Origin of the sequence: Paraburkholderia sp. A1RI_3L (assembly GCF_048957895.1) — a bacterium.
GTDB classification, from domain to species: Bacteria; Pseudomonadota; Gammaproteobacteria; order Burkholderiales; family Burkholderiaceae; genus Paraburkholderia; species Paraburkholderia kururiensis.
Genome location: NZ_JARCHA010000006.1, coordinates 286,071 through 312,525, shown reverse-complemented (window position 1 = coordinate 312,525; position 26,455 = coordinate 286,071). Strand labels below are relative to the sequence as shown.

Genomic DNA, 26,455 nt, shown 5'->3' with positions numbered 1-26,455 from the left:
TGCTCGACGGCCCAGCGTCCGGCTCCATCACGCTCGCATCGTCTGACCGCGTCGGACAGTGAGCGCGGCTGGGCCGCGCTCACCTCGTGGGCTGGTTTGCCGACCGCGGTGGCAACCGTGTCGGCATCTGAATGGGCAACCCGGTCCGCAACCAGACCACGAACCAGGCAACCAGGCTGCCAGGGGGGCTGCCAACCCGGCTGCCAACCAAGCTGGCAACCCGGCCGCGCACGACTTTACTGTGCCGGCTTGTCGTCGCCCTTCACGGCGCGCTTGGTGGCCTCATAGCCCTTGCGGCTCGTATCGGCGATGCCGTGGCCCACGGCCTTGGCGCCGCTCGCCACGCCGTGACCGACAACCTTCGCACCGCTCGCCACGCCGTGGCCCACCACCTTCGCGCCGCTCGCGATGTCGTGTCCCGCTTCCTTTGCGCCGTGCGCGATGGCGTGGCCGGTGTCCTTACCGGCGGTCTTCACGTCTTCCTTGAGCGCGTGAGCGTCTTCCGAGAGGTCCGCGTGAGCGAACGGGCTGATAGCGGCAAGGGCAACGGTAAGGGCAACGGTAAGGGCGAGGAGCTTCGTTTTCTTCATGGCGTGGGTTCTCCCGTGACGGTTGGGTTGGAGTGGTTGAGGTGATTGGGGCGGATCTTCAAGGCCGGTGCGCGGGTTCGCCCGCGTCGGCGTCGAGTATCACGGCGGCGCGGCCGGTCATCAGCAGTTCGCCGCCGCAGTGCAGCGTGAAGCGGTAGAGCACGTTGTTGCTGTCGCCGCCCAGGCGCTCGGCTTCGATGTCGAGCGGGCCGCCGAGCGTATCGAGCCGCGCGACGTTGACTTCGAGGTCGCGCAGGCTCGCGAGAAAGCCGGCGCGCGGCGGCGGGTTCGCGTGCGGATCTGCCGAAGCGAGCGCCGCGCCGTGAACGGCCATGGCCTGGGCTGCGTATTCGACGCCGCAGATGGCCGCGAGCCGTCCGTCCGCGCGCAGCGGGTTGTGCGCATCGAGGTGGCTCGTTGCCGTGCAGCGGATCGAGACGTCGTCCCAGGCGGCCACGGCGTCCAGCAGGCACATCGAGCCGGCATGGGGAATGTGGGCCGCGATCCAGTCCTTCGCGAGCGGCGCGGTGAGCGTTGCGGCTGCCACCGTCGAGGGCGCAGTACGCGAAGGTTCGGACACGAGCGGAAGCGCCGGAGCAGGTGAAGCGTTGAGCGTCATGAGCGGAATTGGCCGGTTGAATCCGGCCATGTGATGTCGACCCGGCAATTGAGGCCAGGCAGGTAGTCGAGCACGACGCTCGCGTTCTCGCCTGCGGCCAGTGCCGTGCAAAGCGGCAACGCGCGCGCGGCGGGATGGCTTGCGCGCAGCGCTTCGAGCGCGGCGTCGGCAAGCGGGGTGGCGGCGGCGTCAGTGAGTTCGGCTTCGATGCGCGCGAGCGTGCGCTCGCCCGGCTGGGCCGCGAACACGAGCGCTACGCCGAACGCGTCCGGTATGGGGCGCACATCGCGCATGGGCAGCGGGTAGTCGGTGTCGAAGGCGATCAGCAGGTTCGGCGTGCCGTCCACCGCGGCCTGGGTCAGGCTTTCGAGCAGGCCCGCGCAGAAGCTGCCGTCGTAGGCGCACAGCACGTTCGACGGCGCCATGGCGCGCGTCGCGATGCTCCAGTAGCCGGCCGGCGCGTTGTGCACGGAGTTGTGAAAGCGCGTGGGCGAGAGTTGCCGGTCGTCGCCCGCCAGCGTTTCGCAGATCGCGTGGCAGTTCTGTCCGTCCCCGCCCGACGACGCGAACACGGTGGCGAGCGTGGACGCGTCGCGCCCGCTCGCGGCCACCGCCTCCAGACCCGCGGCGAGCGCGATTCTCACGATCGTGCCGGTGCGGCGCCGCTCGGCGGGGGCAGGCCTGGCGCGGGCGGCGCGGTGCGCGCGCCGTCCACGGCGCGCGGCCCGCGAGCACCTCGCGCGCCTGTGCCCAGCCGCCCAGTGCCGGGCCAAGTAGCCCGATGCCTTCGATGTACGCGGTGAGCCGGGTCATGATGACTGCCCTCCGCTATCGAGCCGGCCCGCATCGCGCAGCCGGCCCGCGTGGCCGAACAGCAAACTGCAGTTCGTGCCGCCGAAGCCGAACGAGTTGCTGAGCGCCGCGCGCAGCGAAGCTGCTCGGCCTTCCAGCAGATAGCCCGGCGAGAGCGCGGGGTCGGGCCGGGTCGTGTTGACGCCTGCGGGCAGCCATTGCGCGCGCAGCGACCACGCGGCGATCACCGCTTCCAGCGCGCCCGCCGCGCCCAGCGTGTGGCCCGTTGCGCCCTTCGTCGAGCTGCACGGCGTGCCGTCGAAGATCGCATTCACGGCGAGACTTTCGGCGGCGTCGTTGCTCGGCGTCGCGGTGCCGTGCAGGTTGATGTAGTCCACGCTGGCTGCCTCAATGCCGGCCTTGCCCGCCGTACGCAGGGCGTCCTCGATGGCCATGCGCGCACCAAGCCCTTCGGGATGCGGCGACGACATGTGATGCGCGTCGCTCGATTCGCCGATGCCGAGCAGCAGAATTGCGTCGTCGTTGAGTGCACCGGCCTGCTGCGGCGCGCGCTCGATCAGCGCGAACGCACCGGCCTCGCCGATCGAAATGCCGCTGCGCGCCACGTCGAACGGTCTGCACGGTTCGCGCGAGAGCAGTTCGAGCGAGTTGAAGCCGTAGAGCGTGGTGAGGCACAGCGAATCCACCCCGCCCACCACGGCGGCATCGATGAGCCCGGCCTCGATCATGCGGCGCGCCGACCCGAACACTTTCGCGCCCGACGAGCACGCCGACGAAATCGTGGTGGCCGGCCCTTGCAGGTCAAAGTACGTGCGCACGAACGCCGCCGCGGACCACGGATTGTGGGTCTGCGCGTAGCGAAAGCCCGCGGGCAGGGCGCCCGTCTCGCCATCGCGCTGCCGGTAGGCCAGTTCGGTTTCGAGGATGCCGGCCGTGCTGGTGCCGACGAACACGCCGATGCGCGCGGCGCCGTAGCGTGCGGCCGCCTCGCGTACGGCGGCGTCGAAACCGTCAGCGGTGAAGGCCATCTGCGCGAGCCGGTTGTTGCGGCAGTCGAAGTCGGCAAGGTCCGCGCGCACGGGCACGGCATCGACGCCTGCCACCTCGCCCACCCAGGTGTCGAGCGTCGCCCGTTCGAAGCGGCACGGCACGAGACCGCCGCGCCCTTGACGCAGGGCGTCGCCGAGGGCGTCGAGTCCGCGGCCGAGGCAGCTGGTGGCTGTGAAGTGCGAGACGAGAAGAGGAGTCACGGCTCGGGGGTTCCGTTGCTGGTCATGGGTGTCATGCAGGCGATGCAGGCGCGGGCCCGCGGGCTTGCCGGGTCGCGGGCGGCACAATGGTAGCAAAGGGGCTCTATGGCGCGCCTCGACGTTGCGCTGTTCATGGCCGCCCCGCCTGGGTAGCCTGGGTAGCCCATGCCGCCCGCAACGTCATGCAGCGCAACTGCGCTGCCGCTGCGGCCTCCAGCACCTTCGGCAGCACGTCGAGCACGACCGGCCGGTTGTGCGCATCGCACGCCGCGTGGCCGTCGTGCACGAGCAGGATGTCGCCGGGCGCGAGGCCGTTCAGCAAGCGGTGCGCGACACGCGCGGCGTCGTTCGTGCGGGTGTCGAAGCCCCGCCGCGTCCAGCTGGCGAGGTGAAGGCCCAGCGCGCACAGCGCGGGTTCGAGGAACGGATTGCGCAGCCCCGCGGGCGCGCGGAAAAAGCGCGGCGGCGTGCCCGTGATGCCGGCGAGCGTGGTTTGAGCGGCCTCGATCTCGCGTCGCATCGCGGCCGGCCCCAGCAGCGAGAAGCGGTGCAGATGCCGCTGGCTGTGATTCTCCACGGCGTGGCCGCGCGCGACGATCGCTTCTACGCACCTCGGGTAGCGGCGCGCCTCGTCGCCGATGCAGAAGAACGTGGCGCGGGCGCCGTGGCGGTCCAGCACGTCGAGCACGCGCGGCGTGACCTCGGGGTGCGGGCCGTCGTCGATGGTGAGCGCGATGCTGTTGCCGGCGCTGGCGGGCAGGCGCCTCCAGTTCGGCCCGAGCAGCGCGCTGCGCGGCCACAGGCCCGCAGCGGTCAGCGCAAGGTGCGACGCCATCACGCTGCCGAGCGCCCACGGCCACGTGGCAGGCGCCGCGCCCACGGCGGTGGCCGCCACGGCATGCAGCCCGGCCGTGCCTGCAATGAAGGGCGACGGCCGCCAGCGTCGCGAGTGCGCCGCCAAGGCTGCCGGCATGGCGGGCGGCACGTTGGTCTTGAGCGTCATCGCGCTTCTCCCGCATGAACGACGTGGGCCGCGTGGGTGGCGTGGGCCGTGCCGGCCGGCGCGAGCATCGCCGAAAACACCAGCGCGAGCACCGCGCCCGGCCCCACCGTGAGGCCGAATGCCTGCAGCAGCGGCACATGGGCGAAGGCGAGCAGCCCGAAGCCGGCCACCGTCGAAAGATTCGCCACGAGCAGCGACACGAGCGTGATGGGCGCCATGCGCGTGTCTTGCGCGGCGCTTGCATCGGCACTTACGTCGGCGCTGCGCGCTGGCATGTTGAAGAACAGCGCGTAGTTGGAGCCCACCGCGACGATCAGCAGCATGCCGATCAGATGCAGGATGGTGAGCGCCACGCCCGCCAGCGCAAGCGCCGCGCTCACCACGAGCACGGCGGCCGCGAGCGGCGCGAGCGTGCGCACCACACGCAGCGGCGAACGCAGTGCGACGAGCAGCAAGACCACGATCGCGGCGAGGCCCGCGAGCGAGAGGTGCAGGTCCTCGCCCACGTAGTTGACGTAGAGACGGTCGGCCTCGGACTTCAGGTCCACGAACAGCGCGCCCGGCACGTTGGCGCGCGCGACTGCCGCGCTGACGCGGCCGGCATCGAGGCTCGGTTCGTCGGCACGCGCGGTTGGCGCGGCGCTTGCAGGTTGGGTCGTGGTTGGGGCCGCTGGCGCGCGCAGGGCGAGCATCGCGCGCCAGGCGTTGCCGCCTTTGTTGGCGTCGTTGCCTTGATGGCTCAGTAACGCATCCACGGCGAGCGCCATCGACGTGCCGCGCAAGTCGTCGCGGGTGAGCAGGCCGCCGTTGCGCGCGGTTTGCACGTCGGAGATGAACGGCGCGAACACCTGCGGCTTGACGTGCACCGGCTGGTCTTCAACGGCCGTGCGCATGCGTTCGGCGAGTACGTCCGCGGCCGGCAGGCTCGCCAGACGCGCGCGCTGCGTGGTCGCGCTCGGCAGATACCGCGCGGGGCTCTCGTAGCCCGCGATCACGCCTGCCGCTACGAGTGGCTGCAATTGCGCGCCTACCTTCTCCGCGCCTTCCAGCACGGCTTCCTCGCTCGCGCCCGAGATCACCACGAGGTAGCGGACGTCGGGGGCGCCCACGTCGGCGCGCAGGCTCGCATCGAGCGCCTGGCTTTGCGGCGACACAGGGCTCAACGCGGCCAGCTCGTGGCTCCAGAGATGCCCGCGGTGCGTGACCAGCACCGCGACGGCGGCCACCGTCAGCACCGCCACGAGCCAGCGCAGCCGCGAGGCGGTTTGCGCGAGCCGCGCGAGCACGGCGCCGGCACGCGACACGTCGCGTATGGCGTGATGCGGGCCGCGCAGATGCGGCAGCACGTAACGCGTGACGAGCGCAGCCGTGACGAGTCCCGCAATCGAATAGAGGCCCAACTGCACGAGCCCCGGAAAACCCGAGAACAGCATCGACGCAAACCCGCACACCGAGGTCAGCACGCCGAGCCGCACCACGGGCCAGTAACGCGTGGTCCATTGGCGCAAGGCGTCTTCACGACTCACGCGCGGGCCGGGCTCCGCACCCGGCCCCGCGCGCGACGACTGCACGAACAGATAGATCGAATAGTCCACGGCTTCGCCGATCAGCGTCGTGCCGAAGCCGAGCGTGAGCCCGTGCACCGTGTGGAACACGACGCTCACCGCCGCGATGCCCGCCGCCACGCCGCACAGCACGGGCAGCAGGCCAAGGGCGAGCGTGAGCGGCGAACGATAGAGCACGAGCAGCAGCGCCGCGATCAGCACGAGGCTCAGCACCGAAAGCCGCTCGACATCGTGGCGGATGTTGTCGCGCGTTTCGACGGAAAACACGCCGGTGCCGGTCATTACGAGGCGGCAGGGCGAGGCCTTACTGCCCTGCGTGGCCGCATCGAACGCATGCCGGACGGCGGCGATGGCACGTGCTTGGGCGTCGGTGTCCGAGCCGGCGGCGCGCGTTTCTACGAGCAGCAGCGCGCGCTGGCCGTCGCGCGAGGCCCACACGCCGTCCTGCACGGCAGGCTGCTGGCCGCTTTCGAGCCGCTCAGCGAAAGCCGTGGTTTCGCCGGTCGGGTCGCGCGGCAACAGCGCCTTCGTGAGCAAACCCGCGGACGAACTGAGCAGATCGAGACTTTCTCCGAGCGCGCGATGCAGGCCGTCCGCCGAAAAGCGCTCGGGCGTCACGGTTGGACTCAGCACGTAGCGATGCTCGAAGACGAAGCGCTGGTCGTTCGCCTCGTTCACGGGCTCGCCGTTGTTGACGGCCGCGAACTGCGGGTCGCTGCGCAGCGTCGTCGCCATGCGGCGCGAGAGCGCGGCGCGCGTGGCCGCGTCGCCACCTTCGATGCCGACAAGGATCAGCCGCGACACGAGCCCCTCGCGCAACTGCTCGACGAGCACCTGTTGCCGCGCGTCGGGCGAGCGCGGCAGGAACGCGGAAAGGTCGGCGGTGAACTGCGCACGGGCAATGGCGACGCCGCACGCGAGAAGAAACAGCAGCCACAGCAGCACGGCGAGCGGCGGGCGGCCGCGGCCAGGGCCAGGGCTAGGCGGCGGTTGCCGTGGCTCGCCTGGCGGCAGCGGTTGCGGCTTGCTTGCCTTGTGCGATGTGGCGGCGCTCATCAGGGCGCTCCGGCGTTTTGCAGCCGCATCAGCGAACGGTCGCCGTCGGCCTGCTGGATCGCCACGCTATGCAGCATGTCGCGCGTGCCGCGCAGCGTGATCTCGCTCACGTTCTTGCGCAGGCGCGAGTCGAGCGGCGTGAGCGTGAGCGTCCAGCCGTCGCCTTCGCCTGCGACCGCCACCTTGTAGACCTGCTCCAGCACGTAGCGGTTGCCCGCCAGCGTGGCGCGAATGCTTTCGATGAACGCGGCCAGCTCCGGGTATTGCGCGAGCGCGAGCGTATAGCGATGGTCGTTGCGCGCGACGGTGAGCTTGTCGCCGTCCACCACGAGGTCTTCGGGCTTCGGGCTCAGCGTGCGTTTTTCGAGGTGGTCAGGCGCGGTGAAACTGAGTTCGCCCGACGAGACCACCGGCTGGTCCGCGATGGCGAGGTACTTGGTTTCGGTGAAAGTGGCGTGCCCCGACTTCTTCTGCGCGAGCGTGGCCATCAGGCGGTCGAGGGTCCACGCGGACGATGACGACGACGTGGCTCGTGCGTCGGTGTGCATCGAGGCCTTCGCAGGGGGAACGGCCTGCGCGGTGACGGATGGCGCATCGGCACTTGCCGCTAACGCTTGCGCGGCGCTCGCGTCGATGCACGTGCAGAGCCCGATCACGCCCGCGCTCACGAGAGCGAGGCATGCCCGGGCGGGCACCACAGCGGCACGAGAGCGGTTACGAAAAACCATCATGCTTTAGCTGTCCCTCATGGAGTTGCCGAGATCCGGATGGCGCGCGAGCGGCCCATGCGCGCACGGCGTTTCGCGTCGGCGTTGCGCGCCCGTCTGCCAGAAATCGAAGAAGTTGAACCAGTTGTAGGGCGCCGCGCGGCAGTAGCGCTCGATCAGCTCGACATAGCGCGCGAGCGCCGCCTGAACCTCGGCCTCGCGCGCGCCGCGCGGCGTGTGCGTGAAGTCCGCGAGCAGGTCGAAGTGGATGTCGTAGCGGTTGCCGCCGCGGTACAGGCCCGTCATGAAGATGACCGGGCGCCTCAGCATGGCGGCCATGCGCAATGGCCCGAGCGGGAACGCAGCAGGCGCGCCGAGGAAGTCGAACTGCCGCACGGCGTCGCCGCCGTCGCGCAGCAGCGTGCGGTCGGCGAGCATGCCGATCATGCTGCCCGTGTCGAGATACTCGCGCACCTTCAGCATCGAATCGATCTGCCCGAGCGGGATCACGTCCTGCTTCGCCGCCGGGTTCACGGTGGCGAGAATCGCGTTGATGTGCCGCGCGTTTTCCTCGTACATCGTGATGGCGACGCGCAGGCTGGGCCGCGAGCGGCCAATCGTGCGGCAGACCTCGAAGCTGCCCAGGTGCGCGCCCATCAGGAAAGCGCCGCGGCCTTCGGCGAGCGCGGCGCCCACGAGCGTCTGGTCATGCAGATGCAGGTCGAACAGATCGAAGCGGCCGTTGAGCAGATAGATGCGGTCGTGGACCGTGGAAGCGAAGGTCCAGACGTGCCGCCACACGTCGCGCCAGCGTGCCGGGCGGCCCAGCACACGCGCGAGATAGGCGCGCGAGGCGCGGCGCACGTCGGCCGAGAACGCGAGGAAATACGCAGTGATGGGCACGAGCAGCGCGCGGCTTGCGCGCCGACCCAGGTTCAACGACACCCAGGTCATGGCGCGCAGCAGCTTGAGGTTGCTGCGTTCTTCGCGTTGGGCCCAGTCGCTGCGATTCATGAGCCCTCCTGGCGAAGCGGCGGCGTAGGTGCGCTAGCCGCCAGCGCGCCGCTTGCCACCACGCGGCCGCTCGCCGACACGGTGAAGCGCACCGCGCCGCTGGCCGTGATGTCGTAACGCACGTCGAGCGGTTCGTCGGGCGACGCGGAACTGGGGAATTTGGCCGAACTCAGACGGTAGGTATCGAGCGGACGATTCAGCGCCGCGCCGATGGCCGTGAGCGCGCGCTCGAGCAGCACGACGCCCGGCACGATGGGCCGGCCCGGAAAGTGGCCGGGGAACGCAGGGTGATCGGCGGGAATCGTGAAGGTGAGCGGGGCGGCCGGCTCGTGCTTCGTCTGCTGATCCGGCCGCGTTTGGACGTGTGCTCGCGCGTCCTGCTTCATCCGGGCGAGCGCGCGTGCGTGCTCGTCATGCAGCGCCTTCAACACCGCCTGCGTCAACTTGCCGTTCGCATCGCGCGGCAGCGCTTCGACGAACACGAGCGGGCGCGGCATGAAGGCGGTGTCGATACGTTCGCGCAGCGCGCGCTGCAAATCTGCCGCGGCGAGCCCCGGCGCCACGACGAACGCCATGAGCCGCGTGGCGAGATGCGGGTTCAGAGCGTTGGGCGTGCCGGCGGGCGCGAGCGCGGCGCGGCTTTCGTCGGGCATGACGAACACGCCGTCGGTCACGCCGGCAATCGCGTTGAGCTGATGATTCAGGTACGCGAGCGAGGTTCGCTTGCCCGCGATGTTGATGAGGTCGGCCTTGCGTCCGTGCAGCAGGAACCGCGTGTCGTCGAGCGGTTCGAGCGCGTCGCCCATCGCGACCGGTGGTTCGACGTGCGCGCCGTGCGCTTCGAACACCGTGCCGTCCTCGTTCGCTGCGGTCGTTGCGGTTGCCGCGGTCGCTGTATTTGCCGCGTTTGTTTCCCGCGCACGCAGTTGAATGCCGGGCAGCAGGTGCCATCTGGCCTCGTGCGCCGTGCGGCGTGTGGCGATCTGGCCGGTCTCCGTGCTGCCGTAGATCTCGACGAGCGGCATGCCGAACGCGGCTTGCGCCGCACGCGCGAGTTCGGGCGCGAGCGGCGCCGTGGCCGACAGCGCGAGCGCGACCGGCGGCAGCGCGTGGCCTGCGAGCGTGAGCGCACGCAGATGCACGGGCGACGTGACAAGCACGCGCGGCGCGGGCACGGCGGCAAGTTCGCGGGCGATGTCGGCGGGATAGAAGGGCCGCGCGTGGCTGAAGGCGAGGCCGTTCACGAGCGCGAGCAGCACCGTGGTCTCGAAGCCGTACATATGCTGCGCCGGCACCGTGCCGACGAGTGTGCAGGGCGGACCATCGAGCAGCCCCAGCCGCGCCGCCGACGCGCGCAGACACGCGACCAGCGCGCCCCAGCGTTTGCCGTGCGGCACCGGCGTGCCGGTGGAACCCGAGGTGAACAGATACGCGACGGTTTGCGACGCGTCGATCTGCGGCACGTTGAAGGTGGGGGTGACGTCGAACGAAGAAGGCGGTTCGGGAAAGCGGAACTGCGGCAGATCGACGGCGCAGTCGTCGCTGTCGTGCAGGCAAAACGTGTCCGGCGCGAAGGCGAGCAACTCGCGCACCGCGGCCGGCGTATGCGAGGGCGGCAGCACGCTGATCCTGCCCGCGACCATCGCCGCGCACAGGCCCACGGCGAAGCGGTAGCGGTCGGTGCACTGGTTGAAGACGTGTCTGCCCGCAGGCAACACGGCGGCAAGCCGCTGCACGTCCGCGAGGAACGTGCGCACGGAACACGGCGCGCCGTCGCGCCACGCGATCGTCTGATCGGGCGACGTGTGGGACACGAGAGGAAGGCTCGACATGACTCTGCGGCTGCTCGGTAAGCTCGATAAGGGTGGCGACTCGATACGACGACTACGACGATTACGACCGCTACGAAAGCGCCGGCGGCGAGCGGCGCCACGCCACGGGTTGCGACGGCGTGCGCCGATACCGCCTGCTCGCGCCCGCCGCACTCATTGCGCGCGCTCCGGCATAGCATGCGCTCTCGCTTCACTTGCCTCTCGATACGCGCGCAGGCTCGCGAGCAGGCCCGCTTGCGGCTCGTGCGGCAACACGATGCGCCGGCACGCGTATTCGACGACGAACATCGCGCCGGCGAGCGGCAACGTCAGATAGTTCGCGAACGTGGACCACGTGAGCGGCGACGCCATTGCGAACAGCAACGTGGACACGCTCGCCATCGCGATGAAGAAGAGCGTCCACGCCGCGGTGATGGTGCGCGTGTAGCGCGCGACCTCGGGCGAGAGCGGGCCTTGCATCATCGTTGCGAACTGCGTGCACAGCGGTATGCGCGTTTCAACGAGCGTGCGGCCGAACATGAATGCCATCGCCAGATTGAAGCTCGCATGCTCGAGCCAGGCACCCCATTCGAAGTGGCGCGCGAGCGGTTCGCGCGCGGCCCACAGCGTGGCGCAGACGGCCGCCCACAACGCCAGCCACACGGTGCGCCGCGGCGAACGCAGCGCGGCGCCGAACGTGGCGGCCAGCACGGGCGCGAGCACGAGTGCGAGCCCGAGGCCGCCCATGCCGGGCGTGGCCGCCGCGTAATGCGTGCCGATCTGGCAGGCCATCAACGCCGCGACGACGATGGCGCCGCTGCCGGCGCGAGCAAGACGGGCGAGGGCGCTCACGTTCCGTCTCCGTTGCGGGCGGCACAGCGCGCGCGGAGGCGTCGCGTCGCGGTGGAGTGATACGCGCTCGAACGTTGGAACGCGAGAAGGGCCGAAAGGCCCGCAAGCGGCGAAAGGTTCGTCAAGGTGTGCTGCATATCCGGCGTCGTGCGCGGGCGAGGCGGCGCGCTCCTGTCTCGTTTCGTCACATGAATGACCGTGCGCGGTCAGGTCGTTTCTATCGGCGTGTCTGGTTCGCCATGGCGTTCGCGCATCCCGCGCACCCGGCCGATCTGGCTTGCGTAGTTGGCTCGCGAATCTGGCTCGATATGGTGCCGGAAAGGCCCCCTGCCGGGCGTAACGGTTTGCAAGCGGTTTGCAGCCTTCCAGGCTCGTTTGTAACCGATTGTTGGGCGGCCTGCCGGGCCGCCGCGGCGCGCGCCATTCTAGCCTGGCGTCCACCCCGGCGGCCCACCCCGCGCGGGCCGTGGGTTTGCCCGCTCAGGCGGCGCCTTTCCGTCCCCTTTCCATTGCCTGCCGCGGTGCGGCGCCGTACGGTCTGTAACCCTTTCTTCTGTACGCCGCGCGAGCCGATCGTCTAGAATCGCCGGGCTAACAATCTCATATCAGGCGGGCAACAGACCGGTCCGGCAGGGGGATGGAGCGCACGCCGGAGCGCTGGGTTTAAGCCCCAGGCGCTGGGTACGGTGCTCCGTCGCGCTGCGTCCCAAGGCCGTGAACGCCCGCAGGCAACGACGATGAACCCACTCGAAGCAGAACTGGCCGCGCAGATCATCCGCGACCTGAATCTCGAAGACGTGCAGCCCGACAGCGTGACGGCGGACACGCCGCTCTATGGCGAAGGGCTCGGGCTCGACTCCATCGACATTCTCGAAATCGCGCTGATGATCTCGAAGAAATACGGCTTCGAGCTTCGCTCGGACAATCCCGACAATCAGAAGATCTTCGCCTCCATCGGCTCGCTCGCGGCCTACGTGGCGGCGAACCGGACGCGCTGAGCGGCGAGGCGTTGCAGGTCCCAGCGGGCTGTTTTCCATGTTCACGACTCAGGCATCGTCCACGCATCTCGTTCTGATTCCAAGCTACAACCCGGGCACGCGGGTGGACGACACCGTGCGCAGCGCACGTGAGAACTGGAACCCGGTGTGGGTCGTGGTGGACGGCAGCACCGACGGCAGCACCGCACGTCTTCAAGCCATGGCCGAGCGCGATCCGGGCCTGCGCGTGATTGTGCTGCCCGTCAATCGCGGCAAGGGGGCCGCCGTGCTCGCGGGGCTCGACGAAGCCGCCGCCCACGGCTTCACGCACGTGCTCACGATGGACTCCGACGGCCAGCATCCCGCGCATCTCATTCGTAGCTTCATGGCCGCGTCGCAGGCCGACCCCGGCGCGATGGTGCTCGGTCTGCCGCAATTCGGCCCGGACGCGCCGCGCGAGCGCGTGTACTGGCGGCGCCTCTCGAATCTCTGCGCCAATCTGGAAACGCTGTGGGCGGGCATCGGCGATTCGCTCTACGGCTTTCGCGTGTATCCCATCGCGCCGCTGCGCGCCATCATGCACGGCCACGGCTGGATGCGCCGCTTCGACTTCGATCCCGAAGTGGCGGTGCGCCTGTGCTGGGAGGGCGTGCGTCCGGTGCGCATCGCGTCGCCGGTGCGCTACTTCCAGCCGGGCGAGGGCGGTGTGTCGCACTTCAGCTATCTGCGCGACAACGTGCTCTTGACGTGGATGCACTTGCGCCTGCTGGCGCAGTGCGTGCCGCGGCTGCCGAAGCTGATCGCCATGCGCTGGCAGGAACGCTTTTCGACCGCGAAGCCGTGAGGCGCTGGGGCTTTGGCGCGCTCGCGCGTGATCGCAAGCCCACACGCGTCGTGTAAGGCCGTGTCGTGCAAGGCCAATAGCAAGGAGTCTGAACGATGATGATCGCGCTCTTCACCGACTTCGGTGCCGACGACATCTACGTGGGCCAGATGAAGGCTGCGCTGCTAAGCCGTGCGGGCCGCGACGTGCACCTCGTGGATGCGCTGCACAACGTGCCCGACTACGATGCACGCGCCGCCGCGCATTTGCTGGCCGCTTTGCACGGCGCGTATCCGGACGGAACGGTGTTTCTCGCAGTGGTGGACCCGGGTGTGGGTAGCGCGCGGGAGCCGGTCGCTGTCATGACGCAGGTGGACGGCAAGACGCAATGGTTCGTCGGCCCCGACAACGGTCTGCTTTCCGTGATCGCTGCGCGTGCTTCACATGCGAAGACCTTTCGCATCGCGTGGCGTCCCGCTGCACTTTCAGCCTCGTTCCATGGACGCGATCTCTTTGCGCCCGTGGCCGCGTGGCTCGCGAGCGGCGAGGCGCCTGCGGACAAGCTCGAAGAAACCGGCGCACTTCAGGTTCAGCTCGATGCGGGCGACCTGGCCGAGATCATTTACGTCGATCACTACGGCAACGCGTTGACCGGCATGCGCGCCGCGGCCGTTGCGGACGATGCGCGTCTGCGCGTGGCGCAGACGGAAGTGACGCGAGCCCGCGTGTTTTCCGATGTGCCGGAAGGCCAGGCCTTCTGGTACGTGAACTCGATCGGGCTCGTGGAAATTGCCGTGAATCGCGGCAGCGCCGCGGCGCAGCTCGGGCTGCGGCCGGGGCACGTGGTCGAGGTGCTGGCCTGAGCCTGAACAGCGCTCGGTTCGCCGCTCTGTTCGCTGCTCTGTTTGCCGCTCAGTTCGGCACCCAGTTCAGCATTCAGGCCGCAAAGCCGCGCGGATTGCGTTCCTGCCAGCGCCAATGGTCGGCGCACATGCGGTCGATGCCGAACTGCGCCTTCCAGCCCAGGATCTTTTCGGCCGCGGCCGGATTCGCGTAGCACTGCGCCACGTCGCCGGGGCGGCGCGCCACGATCTCATAGGGCACTGGCCGGCCCGACGCCTTCTCGAACGCCTTCACCACGTCCAGCACGCTGTAGCCCTGGCCCGTGCCCAGATTCACGACGAAGCTCGCATCGCGTGTGGTCAATGCATCGAGCGCCGCGAGGTGGCCGCGTGCGAGGTCCACCACGTGGATGTAGTCGCGCACGCCGGTGCCGTCGGGCGTGTCGTAGTCGCTGCCGAACACGCGCAGCCGTTCGAGCTTGCCCACGGCGACCTGCGCCACGTAAGGCATCAGGTTGTTCGGAATGCCCGCGGGGTCTTCGCCGATCAAGCCGCTCTCGTGCGCGCCCACGGGATTGAAGTAGCGCAGCGTCGCGATGCGCCACGACGGGTCCGACACTTCGACGTCGCGCAGAATCTGCTCCGCAATCAGCTTCGATTGCCCGTAGGGATTCGTGGCCGAGAGCGGGAACGACTCGTCGATAGGCGAGCTTTCCGGCACGCCGTACACCGTGGCCGACGAGCTGAACACGAACTGCTTCACGTTGCGCTGGCGCATGACGTCGAGCAGCACGAGCAGGCTGTCGATGTTGTTGCGGTAGTACTCGATGGGCTTGGCCACCGATTCGCCCACGGCCTTCAGCGCCGCGAAGTGGATGGCGCCCGTCACGGGATGCGCGTCGAACACGCGCTGCAATGCCGCTTCATCGCGCGCGTCGGCTTCGTAGAACGCGACGGCCTTGCCCGTGATCTGCCCGACGCGCGCGAGCGATTCGCGGCTGCTGTTCACGAGGTTGTCCACCACGACCACGTCGTAGCCGCCTTGCAGCAGTTCGACACAGGTATGCGAACCGATGTACCCCGCACCGCCCGTCACGAGGATGGTGCCCTTCGCCTTCGTTGTTGCCATGCTCAGCTCCAGTTAGAGTGAAACGCCCGTGAGTTGACGCACCAGGTCTTTGTATCGTTCGACGACCACGCGTTCGTCGAATTCCGCCGCGACTTTCTGCCGGCCGCGTTCGCCCATCGCGCGGCGCGCGTCGATGTCGAGTTCGATCATCTGCGCGAGCCGCGTGGCGAGGCTCGCCGCGCTGCGCGCCTCGCACAGGAATCCGTTGACGCCTTCGGCCACCACTTCGCGGCAGCCCGGCACGTCGGTTGCGACGATGGGCCGGCCCATCGCGCCCGCTTCCATCAGCGTGCGCGGCACGCCTTCGCGATACGACGGCAGCACCACGCAGTCCGCGGCAGCGATGAAGGGGCGCACGTCGTGCGCCTCGCCCAGGTATTCGATCACGCCTTCGCGCTGCCAGGCCGCCACTTCGTCGTGCGTGATGGCGCTGGGGTTGTCCACGCCCGCCGGCCCGAGCAGCTGGAAGCGCGCATGCGGATAGCGCGCCTTCAACTGCCGCGCCGCTTCCACGTACTCGCCCACGCCCTTGTCCCAGAGCAACCGCCCGATCAGCACGAACACGAAGTCGGTGCGCGCGGCGAGCGGCGTGAACGCGAACTGGTCGAGGTCCACGCCTTCGCCGTGCAACAGCCGCGCGCGCTCGGGATGCACGAGCAGGTTGCGTTCAACGAACGCGGCCTTGTCGTCGCGGTTCAGGAACCACACCTCGCGCGGAAAGCGGAACGCGAAGCGGTAGAGCCTGCGCGCAATCTGCGCGGCGCGGCTCTCCTGGATGAAGACGTAGCCAAGCCCCGTCGTGACGGCCACGGAGGGCACGCCCGCCAGCTTCGCCGCGATTGAACCATAGATATTTGGCTTGATCGTGTAATGGAACACGACGTTGGGCCGAATGGTCCGGTAATGGCGATACAGCGCCGCGAGCGTGCGCAGGTCGTGGAGCGGATTGGTGCCCTTCGAGGCCACCGGCAACTCGATGCAGCGGCAGCCCATGGCGGCGAGCGGCTCGAAGGTGCGGTCGCGCGGCGCGAGCACGACGACTTCGACGCCGGCCGCCACGAGCGTGCGGATCAGCCCTTGCCGGTACGTGTAGATGGCCCACGCCGTGTTGCAGACGAGCGCGATACGGAGCTTTGCCGCGGCTGCGTGCTCGTGGGTGCCCGCTGGGCGGCCCGACGTGCTGCCGGACGCATGCGTTGCCGTCGAAGAGTCAGAAGCAGGTTTCATGCAGAAGTGAATTCACGGACTGATGCACGAAAGAACGCACAAAATGCGCGGGAAAAAAAGCAGAAAAAAATCGTGGGGTGCAGATGGGCTGCAAAGGGGCCGCCAATGAACTGCCGGCAAGCCCCCAAGGCTGGCGAGGCGCCATGCCGGCTCAGCCGCCCGCGCGCGGAGCATACAGTACACGCTTCATCCGTTGCAGCAGCCCGTACGGTGTAACGAAGTGCAACAGGTTCTTTGCGAGGCCAAGCCAGTCGTACGGATTGGCAACGTTGAAGTAGCGCAGTTGCAGCTTGAGTGTGGAGACGATCTGCCGCCGCCGTTTCGTTGCGCTGATGCCGCCTTCGTTGATCTCGTAGAAGAGGCCCTGTTCGGGCAGGTTCGCACAGTCGTAGCGGTCCATGAGCCGCAGGAACAGATCGAGGTCTTCGGCCGCGCGATAGGCCGCGCGATAGTTGCCCACGGCCTGCACCGCGTCGATGCGCAGCATCATCGACGGGTGCACGAAAGGCGAGCGCACGAAGCGCAGGCGACGAATCGCGGCCGGGTCGGCAGGCGGACTCAGCATGAAGAGCGGGTCGCCGTTGCGCGTCACCACCTGGGCCCACATGCCGAGCGCCGCGACGCCGGCGTGCGCTTCCATGTAGGTGCGTTGCTTTGCGAGCCGGCCCGGCACCGTGAGGTCGCCCGCGTCGATGCGGGCGGCGTAGCGAAAGCCGCGCGCGGCGAGCGCGTCGATGCCCGCCTTCAGCGCGCGCTCGATGCCGCCGTTCTGCGGCATACGCAGAATCTCCACGTTCATGCCCGGCCGTTGCGGCGCGACGATGGGCGGCGTGCTGCCGTCGTCCACGATCAGCACGTGGATGGGCGCGTCTTCGGCGAAGGAGGCGAGCGTGCGTTCCACGTCGGCCTGGCCGTTGAACGCGGGCATGAGCACGGCGACGTCGTCGAGCGCGCCCGGCACGGTGGAGTTCGCGCGTGCGTTCGTCATGGGCGCAGCCTGAAGCGAAGGTAGTAGAAGTTGACCGAAGCCGCTGCGAGATAGCCCGCGGCAAGCCCGAGCAGCGCGCCGTAAGCACCGAACCGCGCGATGGCGGCGAGGTTCACGGCGAACGCCACGGCGAGGGCGAGGAGCCATTTGGCGAGCAGCACGAATTTCGCCTGGTACTTGAGCACGACGAGATTGCCGATGGCCTCGATGCCGGCCGGCACCGAAAGCCACACGGCCCAGCGGAAGATCGACGTGGCCTCTTCATAGCCCGGCCCGAACACGTGCGAGATGATGAAGCCCGCGAGCAGATCCAGCACGAGCGCGCCAGAAAGCATCAGCAGGGCCGTGAGGCCGAACAGGTGCCACATGTTCCGGCGCAGCTGGCCGACGTCCTGCACGCGATAGACGAACGCGGGCGCGATGGTCTGCGCGAGCATCAGCGCGAGCGCGATCCAGTTTTCGTTGAGCTGCTGCGCGGCGGAGTAACGGCCCAGATCCGCGAACGAAATGGCGCGTTCCAGCATGAGCCGGTCGAGCTTCAGGAACAGATACATGCAGATCAAGCCGAGCCAGAACACCGTGCCCGCCGTCGCGAAATGGCGAAAGAGCCCACGATCGAGGTGCCAGCCGAGCCGGCCGCCGTGGCGGTAGCGATAGTAGACGAGCAGCACCGCGCCGATCGCAGCGGATTCGAGCGCCCAGAGCCAGCCGAAGCGCGATGGTTCGGCGGCCATGCGCACCAGCAGCCAGACGAGGGCGGCTTTCGCGATGGCCGTCACCATGCTCGCGAGAAGCTGCGGACGGCTGAACGTCATGCTCTGCAGCCACGCATTGATGACGCCGATGAACGGCTCGCGAAACAGCATCGTCACGGCGAGGCCCGCGAGCATCGCGCCAACGAGCGGGTCTGTCGCGCCGGCCGCGATGCCGGCCCAGGTGAGCACGAGCGCAAGTGCGGAAACAGACAGACGCAGTGCGAACGCGCTGCCAATAACGGTACCGAGTTGCGCGGGCGGGCGAGCCACGATGGTGGGCACGAGAATTTCGGCGCCGCACACCCAGGTAAGGGGCGCCAGCACGAGCAGCAGCGTGTTGGCGTACTGCCACTTGCCGAACACGTCGGGCCCGAAATAGCGGGCCAGCACACCGCTGATGACGATCGCCACGGCGATCTGCGTGACGCGTTCAAGCCCGAGCCAGACGATGTTGGCGAATGCGCGCGCGACGTCGGGATTCGCGAAGCCTCTCACCTTCAGCATGGCTTCATGCGCATGACTTCATGCATAAGGCGCCGGCGGCCCGCTGGATCTGCGCAGCACGCATGGGACCGTGGGACCGGCCGGTCGTGCGGTGCAGCAACTTTATGGGACAAAGGCGTCTAAGCATTTAAAATGGCGGGAACCATGAGCCGGCTTATCGAAAAGCCGCCATTATAAGTTGGAACTGATCCGCCTCCGGGTAGGGCGCAACGGGAAGGCCAAGGGATTCACGCAGGGTTGAAGCCGTGTGCATTGCACGCGCAGTTCCGATTTTCCATCGCACAAGAGAGCTCATTCATGATTTCCCAATCCATCTTCAAGGCTTACGACATTCGCGGCGTAATCGGCAAGACGCTCGACGCCGATGCGGCCCGTTCCATCGGCCGCGCCTTCGGCAGCGAAGTGCGCGCTCAGGGCGGCGATGCGGTGGTGGTCGCGCGCGACGGCCGTCTGTCCGGTCCCGAACTCATTGCTGCGCTTTCCGACGGACTGCGCGCTGCGGGCGTGGATGTGGTGAACGTGGGCATGGTGCCCACGCCCGTGGGCTATTTCGCGGCGAGCGTGCCGCTGGCGCTCGCGGGCGGCGAACGGCGCGTGGACTCGTGCATCGTCGTGACGGGCAGCCACAATCCGCCCGACTACAACGGCTTCAAGATGGTCCTGCGCGGCGCGGCCATCTACGGCGAGCAGATCCAGGCGCTCTACCGGCGCATCGTGGACGGCCGCTTCGAGAGCGGCAGCGGCAGCTATGCGGACTACGACATCGCCGACGCCTACATCGATCGCATCGTGAGCGACGTGAAGCTCGCGCGCCCCATGAAGCTCGTGGTGGATACGGGCAACGGCGTGGCGGGCGGCCTTGCGCCGCGCCTCTTCAAGGCGCTGGGCTGCGAGCTGGTCGAACTCTTTACCGAGATCGACGGCAACTTCCCGAACCACCATCCGGATCCGGCGCACCCCGAAAACCTGCAAGACGTGATTCGCGCGCTGAAGGAAACGGACGCCGAGATCGGCTTCGCGTTCGACGGCGACGGCGACCGTCTCGGCGTGGTCACGAAAGATGGCCAGATCATCTATCCGGACCGCCAGCTGATGCTGTTCGCGGAAGAAGTGCTCTCGCGCAACAAGGGCGCGCAGATCATCTACGACGTGAAGTGCACGCGCAATCTCGCGAAGTGGGTGCGCGCAAAGGGCGGCGAGCCGCTCATGTGGAAGACGGGCCACTCGCTCGTGAAGGCGAAGCTGCGCGAGACGGGCGCACCGCTCGCGGGCGAAATGAGCGGCCACGTGTTCTTCAAGGACCGCTGGTACGGCTTCGACGACGGCCTGTACACGGGCGCGCGTCTGCTCGAAATTCTGGCGCGCGTGGCGGACCCGAGCGCGCTGCTCAACGCGCTGCCGAACTCGCACTCCACGCCGGAACTGCAACTGAAGCTGGAAGAAGGCGAGAACTTCGAACTCATCGCGAAGCTGCAAAAGAACGCGAAGTTCACGGGCGCCGACGACGTGATCACCATCGACGGCCTGCGCGTCGAGTATCCCGACGGCTTCGGTCTGGCGCGTTCGTCGAACACCACGCCCGTGGTGGTGATGCGCTTCGAGGCCGACAGCGACGCGGCGCTCGCGCGCATTCAGGACGACTTCCGGCGCGTGATTCTCGCCGAGAAGCCCGACGCGAAGCTGCCGTTCTGACGCGCTTTCGCTCTCGCGATCTATCGCTTTAGCCTTGCGCGCCTCGCTGTTGTGGGCGGGGCGCGCAACGGTTCGCCGAACTGATCTTTAAGGCCGCCGCTACAAGCCGCGCGGCGTGAAGAGGTCCGCGGCTCGCAAATGTCCTCTCGGCTCGAACGGAATCTTGAGCCACGCAAACACGTTCACGTCGTGCTAGCCCGGCGACGTGCGGTAACCCATCCCCGTGCCTGCAATGAGCCATGGCGAGACGAGACCCGCCATCGGCCTTTTGGCCATTCCTTGCCATTGCTTGCACGCTGCCTCCCGTTGACCTCGATCAGAAGAAACCGGAAGAAGCGCCGCCCGGCCAAGGCCGCTTCTTGCGGTTTTCCGGGGCGCCGGCGCCCTGGCGCGATAAAATTGCGGACCTTATCCGTTTGGCATGGGCGGCAAGAGCGCCGCCTTCAATTCCCTGGACCCCCTTGAGTGCGCAAAAGATATTGATCGTGCGCGTGTCGTCGCTGGGCGACGTCGTGCACAACATGCCGGCCGTAACCGACATCCTGCGTCGCCATCCCGGTGCGCAGGTCGACTGGCTCGTGGAAGAGAGCTTCGTCGATCTCGTTCAGCTCGTGAGCGGCGTGCGCCGTGCGATTCCGTTTTCGCTGCGCCGCTGGCGCAAGCGTCTGTTGTCCGCGGCGAACTGGCGCGAGATTGGCGCGTTTCGCCGCGCGCTGGCCGCTGAAAAGTACGACCTCGTGATCGACTGCCAGGGGCTCATCAAGACGGCCTGGGTGGCGAGCTGTGCGCGCGGTCCGCTGGTCGGTCTCGGCAATCGCACGGACGGCGCGGGCTACGAATGGCCGGTGCGCTTCTTCTACGACCAGCGCGTGCCCATCGAAGCGCGCACGCACGTCGTGGAGCGCACACGCCAGCTCGTGGCCGCGGCGCTGGGTGATCCGAAGCCCGAGCCCACCGACGAGATCGACTTCGGCCTCGACACGCGGCGCGCGGCGCTCGCCGTCGCCCAGCTTGGTCTGAACCTTCCCGTTCCTTACGTCGTGTTCGTGCATGCGACCTCGCGTGAGGACAAGCAATGGCCCGAGGCGTCGTGGATCGAGCTGGGCCAGGCGCTGGTGCGCCGCGGCGCGTCGCTCGTGCTGCCCTGGGGCAGCGAGGCCGAGCGGGCCACGAGCGAGCGGCTCGCGCAGACGTTCGGCGCCGCGGCCATCGTGCCGCCGAAGCTTTCGTTGCCCGCGGTGGTGGGCCTGATCGACGGCGCCGCCGCGACGGTGGGCGTGGACACCGGCCTCGTGCACATTGCCGCAGCGCTGAAGCGGCCAACGGTCGAGTTGTACAATTTCGCGACCGCCTGGCGCACGGGCGGCTACTGGTCGCCCAATGTCGTGAATCTCGGTACGGCAGGGCGACCGCCGACGCTGCAGGAAGTGAAGGCAGCGCTCGCCGGTTTCGGACTGCTGTAACTGCGCCGCACGCAACAACGTGCGGCCACACCACGGCAGCGCTACCCGGAGCCATCTCGAATGCCGGTAGCCGCCTTGCTTTGAAGGGCAACCATGAACGAATCCCAGATTATCGAAGTCGCGTCCGCGGACTGGAACGGACAGAACCTTTCGGTGCCGCGCGAAACGCTGCTCGAAGGCGTGGAGCAGGGCAAGGTGCTGTACTTCCCGAACCTGCGTTTCGCCATCGAAAACGGCGAGCGCGCGCTGCTCGACCCCTCGATCGCCGACCCCAAGCGCAAGAACATCAGCCTCGAGCCGAACGGCGGCGCGCTGCACGGCGTGCTGGGCGATACGGTCACGCAGTCGGCGGTGCGCGCGCTCGTGGCGCGCTATCAGTCGAATGCGCGCAAGCTCGTGGACGGCCTCTTTCCCGAATACGGCGGCAAGCTGCGCGTGGCGCCTACGAGCCTGCGCCTGCATCAGGTGGAAACGCGCCAGACCTCATGGCGCAAGGACGACAGCCGCCTGCACGTGGACGCGTTCCCGTCGCGGCCGAATTACGGCGAGCGCATTCTGCGCGTCTTCACGAACGTGAACCCGAACGGCGTGCCGCGCGTGTGGCGCGTGGGCGAGCCCTTCGAAGACATGGCGAAGCGCTTCCTGCCCGCCATCCGGCCGCAATGGCCGGGCTCGGCGTGGCTCCTGAACCTGCTGCACATCACGAAGTCGCCGCGCAGCGAGTACGACCACCTGATGCTGAACCTGCACGACAGCATGAAGGCCGACCTCGACTACCAGAAGACAAGCCCGCAGGAGACCATGCCGTTCCCGCCGGGCTGCGTGTGGATCTGCTTCTCGGACCAGGCCTCGCACGCGGTGATGTCCGGCCAGTTCATGCTCGAACAGACGTTCTTCCTGCCCGTGAAGGCGATGGTGCAGCCGGAATGGGCGCCGCTTGGCATTCTCGAACGCCTGAAGGGCAGGGCGCTGGTTTGAGCGCGACCTCTTTGGCGCAGCCGCGTCGGTGGCGTTTCGGCGCCGCACTCGCCGCCTGCGCGGCGAGCGCGGTGTGCGCCTTTACCGCAAGCGGCACGCGCGTGCGTGTGCTAGCCGTCCTCTTCGCCGGGCGCACGATGCAAGCCTCGATGCCCGCGGAGGCGCAGTGCTGAGGGTCATCTATCGCGCGGCCTGGTGGCTCATCGCGCCCGTCGCGGTGCTGCGTCTGCTGGTGCGCTCGCGTCGCGAGCGCGGCTATCGCGAACACATTGCCGAACGTTTCGGCTACGGCGCGGGCCGCGTGCCCGAGGACGACGCGCCGCTCATCTGGGTGCATGCCGTTTCTGTGGGCGAGACGCGCGCCGCGCAACCACTGGTGGAAGCGCTCATGCATGCGCGCCCCGACGCGCGCATTCTGCTCACGCACATGACGCCGAGCGGCCGCGCTACCGGCGAGCGCATCTTCGACGGCCGCGTGCTGCGCTGCTATCTGCCCTACGATATGCCGCACGCGGTGCGGCGTTTTCTGCGCGCATGGCGTCCTTCGCTCGGACTCGTCATGGAGACCGAAGTGTGGCCCACGCTGATCGACGAATGCCGCCGCGCCGACGTGCCGCTCGTGCTCACGAATGCGCGGATGTCGGAGCGTTCGTACCGGCGCGCCGCGAAGTTCGGCCGCGCGACGCGCGAGGTATTCGGCGGCTTTTCGCGCGTGCTCGCGCAAAGCCCGTCGGATGCCGAGCGGCTCTCCTCGCTCGGCGCGCGCAATATGGCCGTGCTCGGCAATCTGAAGTTCGACATGGCGACGCCGCCCGAGCTTGCGGCGCGTGGTCACGCATGGCGCAAGGCGATCGGGCCGCGGCCGGTGTGGGTGGCGGCGAGCACGCGCGAAGGCGAGGAAGAACTCGTGCTGCAGGCGTTCGCGGCGCTCGCGGCACTTGGTATCGACGACGCCGTGCTGATTCTCGTGCCGCGTCATCCGCAACGTTTCGACGAGGTCGCGGCGCTCGTGGAGCGCAAGGGCCTGCGTGCGGTGCGGCGCTCGGCCTGGGCGCCGGCCGCGGCAGCCGCGGCAGCGAGCACGGACGTGCCGCCGTTACCGGCGGACGTCAGCGTCGTGCTGGGCGATTCGATGGGCGAGATGGGCGCGTACTACGCGGCGGCGGATATCGCGTTCATCGGCGGGAGCTTGTTGCCGTTCGGCGGGCAGAACCTGATCGAGGCTTGCGCGATCGGCGTGCCGGTGCTGATCGGCCCGCACGTCTTCAACTTTTCGCAGGCCACGGCCGATGCCGTGGCGACCGGCGCGGCATTGCAGGTAGCGGACCCGGAAGACCTCGCGAGGGCGCTGCGCGAGCTGTTCAAGGACCGCCCGCGCCGCACCGCGATGGGCGCTGCGGCCTCGGCCTTCGCGGCACGTCATCGCGGCGCGACGGCGCGCACGGTGGAGGTGTTGACGACGTTGTTGCCGGAGGTATCGGGAGAGACTGCTCACCCCATGCCGTGAGGCGTTCGCCCAGGCGCGTGCGCGAGTGCCGCAGCCGCTATCGCACGTGCGCTTCGCCCTCACCCCACCAGCAACCCTTTCTTCTCGATGAACCGGATCACCTCGTCGAGCCCCGTCAGCGCTTTCAGGTTGCACATCACGAACGGCCGCTCGCCGCGCATCTTCTTCGCGTCCGACGCCATCACGTCGAGGTTCGCGCCCACCAGCGGCGCGAGGTCGGTCTTGTTGATGACGAGCAGGTCCGACTTCGTGATGCCGGGGCCGCCCTTGCGCGGAATCTTTTCGCCGCCCGCCACGTCGATCACGTAGATCGTGAGGTCGGACAGCTCGGGGCTGAAGGTGGCCGCGAGGTTGTCGCCGCCAGACTCGATGAACACGATGTCGGCATCGGGAAAGCGCGCGAGCATGCGGTCCACGGCTTCCAGATTGATCGACGCGTCTTCGCGGATCGCCGTATGCGGGCAGCCGCCCGTTTCCACGCCCATGATGCGTTCGGCCGGCAACGCGCCCGCCACCGTGAGCAGGCGTTGGTCTTCCTTCGTGTAGATGTCGTTGGTGATGGCGACGAGGTCGTAGCGTTCGCGCATCGCCTTGCAGAGCATTTCGAGCAGCGTGGTCTTGCCGGAGCCGACCGGGCCGCCCACGCCGACGCGCAGCGGCGGCAGCTTCTTCGTGCGGCGTGCGGCGCCGCTCGATGCGGGTTGCACGGGGTGCGGTGAGGAGTGGTGAGGTGCGTTCATGGTGGTGAGTGCGAGTCTGGCGTGAAAAGCGGACTTGAGAAGCAGACGTGAGAAGCAGGATAGCAACGCAGGCTTGTGATGCGGACGCTCACGAGCGGAACAGCCGCGAATACTGCGATTCGTGTCGCGCCGAGAGCACGCCGAGTTGCGGCGCGAAGGTGTTGATTTCGTCGGCGGCGGTGGCGAGCGCTCGCGCGACGGCGGCTTCGATCGGTTCGCGCAGCGCGACGATGATGCGCTGCCCGGCGAGTTGACCGAGCGGCACGGCCTTGAGTGCCGCGGCGGCCTGGTTCTCGACCCAACTGAACGCATAGGCCGCGAGCGCGGCGTTGGCGGATGCCTCGTGCGCCACGGCCGCAAACGCGAACGCGGTGGGCTGCGCGACGGGTGCGAGTGCCGCGAGCGTGGCACGTCGTTCTGCATCGCCCCATTCGAGCGACGCACACAGCTGCCGCAGCGACCAGCCCATCTGCTCGGTCTCGCGACGCAGTTCCGCGGACTCGCGGCTCGCAACGAACTCGCTGTTCGCATCGGCGAGCGCAGCGGCGTCGTGGTCGCGCCAGCGCTGCATCTGATGCGCGACGAACGGCAGTTCGCCAGGCGCCAGCACGTTCGCGAGGCCCGCGGCGATCCAGTTGCGGGCGCTGTCGCCGTCCGTGACGAGCCCGGCTTCGATGGCCGCTTCGAGTCCCTGCGAGTAGCTGAACGCGCCGATCGGCAACGCCGGCGACGCGAGATGCAGCAGAGCCGTGAGTTCAGCGATGCGCATGGTGGTGGTGCGGGTCGTGGCATGCATCGCCGCAATCCGCGTGGTCGTGGTCGGCGTGACTGTGACCGTGACTGTGGCCCTGTGCATGGCTGTGATCGTGACCGCACGCGTGGCCATGCTTGTGCGCATGACCATGATCGTGACCGCCGTCGTGGTCGTGGCTGTGCGAGTGGTCGTGCGAGTGGTCGTGCGAGTGACCGTGGCCAGAGCCGTGCGCATGGTCATGAGCGTGCCCATCATCATGGCCATGCGAATGCTCATGCCCATGATGCTCGCCAAACACCTGCTGTGCGAGCGCGTAGTCCTCGGCGAACGACGCATCGTGCCCATGCCGATGGCCGCCGCCATAGGCGCCCGCTTCGGGCTGGAACGGCAGCGTGGCGCGCTCCACGGCGGCGCCCAGGCGCCGCAGCATGTCTTCGAGCACGGGGTCCGCTTCGAGCTTCAGATAATCCGCGCCCACTTCTACGGGCGTATGCCGGTTGCCGAGGTGATACGCGGCGCGCGTGAGCGTCAGCGTGTCCGCCGCGCGCACGAGCAGCACGGCTTCCGCGGCGGCCACGATGCGCACGAGCCCGCCGTCGTCGGCCACCAGCACGTCGCCGTCGGCGAGCACGGTGCCACGCGGCAGCACGAGCGCCACCTCTTCGCCGTTGTCGAGCGTTGCGGCGAGGCGGCTTTTGCAGCGCGCGTCGTAGGGCAAGGTGAGCGTGGGCGCGCGCTTGACGAGTACGGGCGCGAGCTTCAGATGCGGGGCAAGGCGTTTGTCGAGGGTGCGCAT

The 26,455-nt window shown here is 68.4% G+C and carries 24 protein-coding genes and 1 pseudogene; 8 read left to right on the top strand and 17 right to left on the bottom strand.

The window, feature by feature from the left end:
- Nucleotides 1–236: 236 nt before the first annotated feature.
- The 9 genes and pseudogenes from PXJ20_RS18775 to PXJ20_RS18735 all read right to left on the bottom strand — a co-directional run bounded on the left by PXJ20_RS18775 (nt 237) and on the right by PXJ20_RS18735 (nt 10,449).
- Complete coding sequence (locus PXJ20_RS18775) at nt 237–590, bottom strand: hypothetical protein (RefSeq protein WP_421030478.1); 354 nt, start codon at nt 588–590, stop codon at nt 237–239.
- A gap of 58 nt (nt 591–648) precedes the next feature.
- On the bottom strand, nt 649–1,065 hold the full coding sequence (locus PXJ20_RS18770) for a hydroxymyristoyl-ACP dehydratase (protein ID WP_421030991.1): 417 nt from the start codon (nt 1,063–1,065) through the stop codon (nt 649–651).
- A 140-nt stretch (nt 1,066–1,205) separates the two neighbouring features.
- Nucleotides 1,206–2,022: pseudogene (locus PXJ20_RS18765) on the bottom strand (beta-ketoacyl synthase chain length factor).
- A complete protein-coding gene (locus PXJ20_RS18760; RefSeq protein ID WP_421030480.1) occupies nt 2,019–3,272 on the bottom strand; it encodes a beta-ketoacyl-[acyl-carrier-protein] synthase family protein in 1,254 nt (417 codons plus the stop codon). The pseudogene PXJ20_RS18765 and the gene PXJ20_RS18760 overlap by 4 nt, the downstream one beginning before the upstream one ends.
- 130 nt (nt 3,273–3,402) lie before the next feature.
- Nucleotides 3,403–4,275, bottom strand: coding sequence for a polysaccharide deacetylase family protein (locus tag PXJ20_RS18755; protein ID WP_421030481.1), 873 nt, complete (start codon nt 4,273–4,275; stop codon nt 3,403–3,405).
- On the bottom strand, nt 4,272–6,896 hold the full coding sequence (locus PXJ20_RS18750; RefSeq protein WP_421030482.1) for an MMPL family transporter: 2,625 nt from the start codon (nt 6,894–6,896) through the stop codon (nt 4,272–4,274). Before PXJ20_RS18750 ends, PXJ20_RS18755 begins: the two co-directional genes overlap by 4 nt.
- Nucleotides 6,896–7,444, bottom strand: a complete 549-nt coding sequence (locus PXJ20_RS18745; protein WP_421030992.1) for an outer membrane lipoprotein carrier protein LolA — start codon at nt 7,442–7,444, stop codon at nt 6,896–6,898. Before PXJ20_RS18745 ends, PXJ20_RS18750 begins: the two co-directional genes overlap by 1 nt.
- 186 nt (nt 7,445–7,630) lie before the next feature.
- On the bottom strand, nt 7,631–8,617 hold the full coding sequence (locus tag PXJ20_RS18740; RefSeq protein WP_421030483.1) for an acyl-CoA synthetase: 987 nt from the start codon (nt 8,615–8,617) through the stop codon (nt 7,631–7,633).
- A complete protein-coding gene (locus tag PXJ20_RS18735; protein WP_421030484.1) occupies nt 8,614–10,449 on the bottom strand; it encodes an AMP-binding protein in 1,836 nt (611 codons plus the stop codon). The genes PXJ20_RS18740 and PXJ20_RS18735 overlap by 4 nt, the downstream gene beginning before the upstream one ends.
- Before the next feature lie 32 nt (nt 10,450–10,481).
- Here PXJ20_RS18735 and PXJ20_RS18730 point away from each other — a divergent pair, with 32 nt between their 5' ends.
- On the top strand, nt 10,482–10,625 hold the full coding sequence (locus tag PXJ20_RS18730) for a hypothetical protein (protein WP_421030485.1): 144 nt from the start codon (nt 10,482–10,484) through the stop codon (nt 10,623–10,625).
- Here the strand turns inward: PXJ20_RS18730 and PXJ20_RS18725 are convergent.
- Nucleotides 10,603–11,280: a hypothetical protein gene (locus tag PXJ20_RS18725; protein WP_421030486.1), complete on the bottom strand. Its 678-nt coding sequence runs from the start codon at nt 11,278–11,280 to the stop codon at nt 10,603–10,605. The two genes, PXJ20_RS18730 and PXJ20_RS18725, sit on opposite strands and share 23 nt — an antisense overlap.
- A gap of 737 nt (nt 11,281–12,017) precedes the next feature.
- Here PXJ20_RS18725 and PXJ20_RS18720 point away from each other — a divergent pair.
- From PXJ20_RS18720 to PXJ20_RS18710, 3 genes are all read left to right on the top strand, one after another.
- Nucleotides 12,018–12,278 (top strand): phosphopantetheine-binding protein, encoded by a 261-nt coding sequence (locus PXJ20_RS18720; RefSeq protein ID WP_017773105.1) that lies wholly within the window; start codon nt 12,018–12,020, stop codon nt 12,276–12,278.
- A 37-nt stretch (nt 12,279–12,315) separates the two neighbouring features.
- Nucleotides 12,316–13,101: a glycosyltransferase family 2 protein gene (locus PXJ20_RS18715; RefSeq protein WP_126877780.1), complete on the top strand. Its 786-nt coding sequence runs from the start codon at nt 12,316–12,318 to the stop codon at nt 13,099–13,101.
- Nucleotides 13,102–13,196: 95 nt separating this feature from the next.
- A complete protein-coding gene (locus PXJ20_RS18710) occupies nt 13,197–13,943 on the top strand; it encodes an SAM hydrolase/SAM-dependent halogenase family protein (RefSeq protein ID WP_421030487.1) in 747 nt (248 codons plus the stop codon).
- A 73-nt stretch (nt 13,944–14,016) separates the two neighbouring features.
- Here PXJ20_RS18710 and galE read toward each other — a convergent pair whose 3' ends face one another.
- From galE to PXJ20_RS18690, 4 genes are all read right to left on the bottom strand, one after another.
- Nucleotides 14,017–15,051, bottom strand: coding sequence for a UDP-glucose 4-epimerase GalE (gene galE, locus PXJ20_RS18705; RefSeq protein ID WP_421030488.1), 1,035 nt, complete (start codon nt 15,049–15,051; stop codon nt 14,017–14,019).
- A 12-nt stretch (nt 15,052–15,063) separates the two neighbouring features.
- Nucleotides 15,064–16,278, bottom strand: a complete 1,215-nt coding sequence (locus tag PXJ20_RS18700) for a glycosyltransferase family 4 protein (protein WP_421030489.1) — start codon at nt 16,276–16,278, stop codon at nt 15,064–15,066.
- Nucleotides 16,279–16,429: 151 nt separating this feature from the next.
- Nucleotides 16,430–17,266: a glycosyltransferase gene (locus PXJ20_RS18695; RefSeq protein ID WP_421030490.1), complete on the bottom strand. Its 837-nt coding sequence runs from the start codon at nt 17,264–17,266 to the stop codon at nt 16,430–16,432.
- Complete coding sequence (locus PXJ20_RS18690; RefSeq protein ID WP_421030491.1) at nt 17,263–18,525, bottom strand: oligosaccharide flippase family protein; 1,263 nt, start codon at nt 18,523–18,525, stop codon at nt 17,263–17,265. Before PXJ20_RS18690 ends, PXJ20_RS18695 begins: the two co-directional genes overlap by 4 nt.
- Nucleotides 18,526–18,822: 297 nt before the next feature.
- Between PXJ20_RS18690 and PXJ20_RS18685 the strand changes: the two genes are divergently transcribed.
- The 4 genes from PXJ20_RS18685 to waaA all read left to right on the top strand — a co-directional run bounded on the left by PXJ20_RS18685 (nt 18,823) and on the right by waaA (nt 24,165).
- Nucleotides 18,823–20,217 carry a phosphomannomutase/phosphoglucomutase gene (locus tag PXJ20_RS18685; protein WP_017773112.1) on the top strand — a complete coding sequence of 465 codons (1,395 nt, stop codon included), beginning with the start codon at nt 18,823–18,825 and terminating at the stop codon, nt 20,215–20,217.
- Nucleotides 20,218–20,678: 461 nt separating this feature from the next.
- A complete protein-coding gene (gene waaC / locus PXJ20_RS18680; RefSeq protein ID WP_421030492.1) occupies nt 20,679–21,680 on the top strand; it encodes a lipopolysaccharide heptosyltransferase I in 1,002 nt (333 codons plus the stop codon).
- Between the two features lie 93 nt (nt 21,681–21,773).
- A complete protein-coding gene (locus tag PXJ20_RS18675; RefSeq protein WP_126877784.1) occupies nt 21,774–22,658 on the top strand; it encodes a Kdo hydroxylase family protein in 885 nt (294 codons plus the stop codon).
- A 166-nt stretch (nt 22,659–22,824) separates the two neighbouring features.
- Nucleotides 22,825–24,165 (top strand): lipid IV(A) 3-deoxy-D-manno-octulosonic acid transferase, encoded by a 1,341-nt coding sequence (gene waaA / locus PXJ20_RS18670; protein WP_421030493.1) that lies wholly within the window; start codon nt 22,825–22,827, stop codon nt 24,163–24,165.
- A gap of 59 nt (nt 24,166–24,224) precedes the next feature.
- Here the strand turns inward: waaA and ureG are convergent, their stop codons facing one another.
- The 3 genes from ureG to ureE all read right to left on the bottom strand — a co-directional run bounded on the left by ureG (nt 24,225) and on the right by ureE (nt 26,455).
- Nucleotides 24,225–24,905: an urease accessory protein UreG gene (gene ureG, locus PXJ20_RS18665; protein WP_026121111.1), complete on the bottom strand. Its 681-nt coding sequence runs from the start codon at nt 24,903–24,905 to the stop codon at nt 24,225–24,227.
- Between the two features lie 88 nt (nt 24,906–24,993).
- On the bottom strand, nt 24,994–25,674 hold the full coding sequence (locus tag PXJ20_RS18660) for an urease accessory protein UreF (RefSeq protein ID WP_421030993.1): 681 nt from the start codon (nt 25,672–25,674) through the stop codon (nt 24,994–24,996).
- On the bottom strand, nt 25,661–26,455 hold the full coding sequence (gene ureE, locus PXJ20_RS18655) for an urease accessory protein UreE (protein WP_421030494.1): 795 nt from the start codon (nt 26,453–26,455) through the stop codon (nt 25,661–25,663). The genes PXJ20_RS18660 and ureE overlap by 14 nt, the downstream gene beginning before the upstream one ends.